Here is a 2,238-nt window from a genome sequence, read left to right as displayed (position 1 = left end):
CCCCCGCCCAGCGGCCCGCTCCCGCGCAGGGCGTCCAGCCCGCTGTCCGCCGCCTCCCCCACGCCGGGAACCGTGTCCGCACGGCCCGGACGGAACCGGAAGAGCCCATGATCAACACGAGCGCGCTGCGAGAGAAGCCCACACTCACCGGGAGGAGCGTACGCCTGACGCCCCTGGCGGCCGAGCACACCGACGCCTACTTCGCCGCCAGCCTCGACGAGGAGGTCCGCAGACTCACCGGCACCCACCGGCGCATCACCTACGCGCAGGCCAAGGAGTGGTGCGAGAGCCGCGCGGACCGCACCGACCGCCTGGACCTGGCCATCATCGCGCCCAAGGACGGGCGCTACCTGGGCGAGCTGTCGCTCTACGCCGTCGCGCCCGACAACGAGAGCGCCGGGTACCGCATCGCCCTGTCCGCGATCGAGTTCACCGGCCGGGGCCTGGGCAGGGAGGCCACCCAGCTCGTGCTGGAGTACGCCTTCGAGCACATCGGCCTGCACCGCGTCTGGCTGTACGTCTACGCCTTCAACATGAGGGCGATCGCCGTCTACCGCTCCTGCGGCTTCGCGGTGGAGGGGCGCATGCGCGACTCCCTGCTGTGGGACGGGCGCCGCTACGACGCGCTGCTGATGGCCGTGTTCCGGAACGGCTTCCGCCGCACCTGAGGGACGGTTTTGCTCGGGTGCGGGGTTGGAACCGCCGTGTCGGGGGGTATCTGGGTACCACTTTCCAGCGGCTCATCCACACAGCCGAGAGGAGCGGTACCGGGGCCCGGTCCCCGGCGCCGGTGAGGCCATGAACCCAGTACCCGTTTCACTGCCCTTCGCCGACCGGTCGGAGGCGGGGCGCCGACTCGCGGAGCGGGTGCGCCCCTTCGCGGTCGACGAACCCCTCGTGCTGGCCCTGCCCCGCGGGGGCGTGCCGGTCGGCGCGGAACTCGCCCTGCGGCTGGGCGCCGACTTCGACGTGCTCATGGTTCGCAAGATCGGTCTGCCGGGACACCCCGAGATGGGGGTCGGCGCCGTCGCCGAGGACGGGCGCGTCCTCTACGACGACCGCGCCCTGGCCCGGCTGCACGTGCCCCGCCAGGCCCTGTCCGACACCGTCGCCGCCGAACGCGACGAACTCGACCGCAGGCGCCGCGTCTACCGGGGAGAGCGCCCGCCCCCGCGGATCGCCGGGCGCGACTGCGTGGTCGTGGACGACGGCGTCGCCACCGGGGGCACCGCCCGCGCCGCGCTGCGCATGGTCCGCCAGGCCGGTCCGGCGCGACTGGTCCTGGCGGTGCCGGTCGCCTCGCCGGAGGCGGTCGCGCTGCTGCGGGAGGAGGCCGACGCCCTGGTGGTGCTCAGCGCGCCGGACAACTTCCGCGCGGTGGGGGAGTGGTACCGCGACTTCGGCCAGCTCTCCGACGACCACGTCACCGCCATCCTCGCCGAGAACGCGCACACCCGGCCGCGGTCGGGCCGGACACGGCGCGTGCGGGTGCCCGCGGGAGGGGTCCACCTCGACGGCGACCTCACCGTGCCCGCCGAGACGCGCGGCGCGGTGGTGATGGCCGCGGGGGAGGGGCGCGCGGACGAGCGGTGGCGGTCGGTCGCCTCGGTCCTGCAGCAGGCCGGGTACGCCACCCTCCTCATGGACCTGCTGACCGAGCGGGAAAGCCCGCCCGGCTCCTCCGACACCGCTCCCGACGCCGCCTCCGGTGTCGGCGCCGACGAACTCGGCGAGCGGTTGGGCGCCGCGGCCGCCTGGTTGCGCCGGACATCGGAGACCGCGGACGAGCCCCTGGGCGTGCTGGCCTCGGGCGACGCCGCGGCCTCGGCCCTGGTCGCCGCGGCCCGGTACCCGCGGGACGTGGCCGCGGTGGTGGCGCACGGAGGGCGGATCGACGTGGCCGAGGCGAGCCTGCCGGACGTGCGGGCGTCGGTCCTGGTGCTGCTGGAGGGGGACGACTCCTTCCTGCGCGAGCTCGGCGAGTGGACGCGCGCCCGGATCGGCGGTTCCACGGACCTGCGGGTGGTGTCGGGGGCCGAGCGGCTGCTCCGCGACTCCCGCGAGTGGCGCCGTGTGGCGGCCGAGGCCCTGGACTGGTTCGACCGGCACCTGGGGGCGGGTCGAAGCTGAGGCGCCGGCGGGCCGGACACGGCCGTCCCATGGGCGGGAGCGGTGCCTTTCACCGGAGACGGGAGAACACCGGGCATGAGAAAACCCGCGGCGCCCTCGACGTTGTTC

Annotated in this window: 2 protein-coding genes; both read left to right on the top strand. The window is 74.9% G+C overall.

Going from position 1 to position 2,238, the window contains the following annotated elements; genetic code table 11:
* Window positions 1-107: 107 nt before the first annotated feature.
* Window positions 108-668, top strand: a complete 561-nt coding sequence (locus DQW06_RS19660) for a GNAT family N-acetyltransferase (protein ID WP_013153826.1) — start codon at window positions 108-110, stop codon at window positions 666-668.
* Between the two features lie 130 nt (window positions 669-798).
* A complete protein-coding gene (locus DQW06_RS19655; RefSeq protein ID WP_013153825.1) occupies window positions 799-2,130 on the top strand; it encodes a phosphoribosyltransferase family protein in 1,332 nt (443 codons plus the stop codon).
* Window positions 2,131-2,238: the final 108 nt, after the last annotated feature.

The sequence above is a fragment of the Nocardiopsis sp. TNDT3 genome (assembly GCF_003427465.1).
In the GTDB taxonomy this organism is placed as follows: domain Bacteria; phylum Actinomycetota; class Actinomycetes; order Streptosporangiales; family Streptosporangiaceae; genus Nocardiopsis; species Nocardiopsis dassonvillei.
The sequence above is the reverse complement of the archived record's forward strand: the minus strand, read 5'-3'. Positions and strand labels throughout refer to the sequence as shown.

Coding starts and splice junctions, on each gene's coding strand:
- DQW06_RS19660 (WP_013153826.1), top strand. CDS start 108: ATGATCAACACGAGCGCGCTGCGAGAGAAGCCCACACTCACCGGGAGG.
- DQW06_RS19655 (WP_013153825.1), top strand. CDS start 799: ATGAACCCAGTACCCGTTTCACTGCCCTTCGCCGACCGGTCGGAGGCG.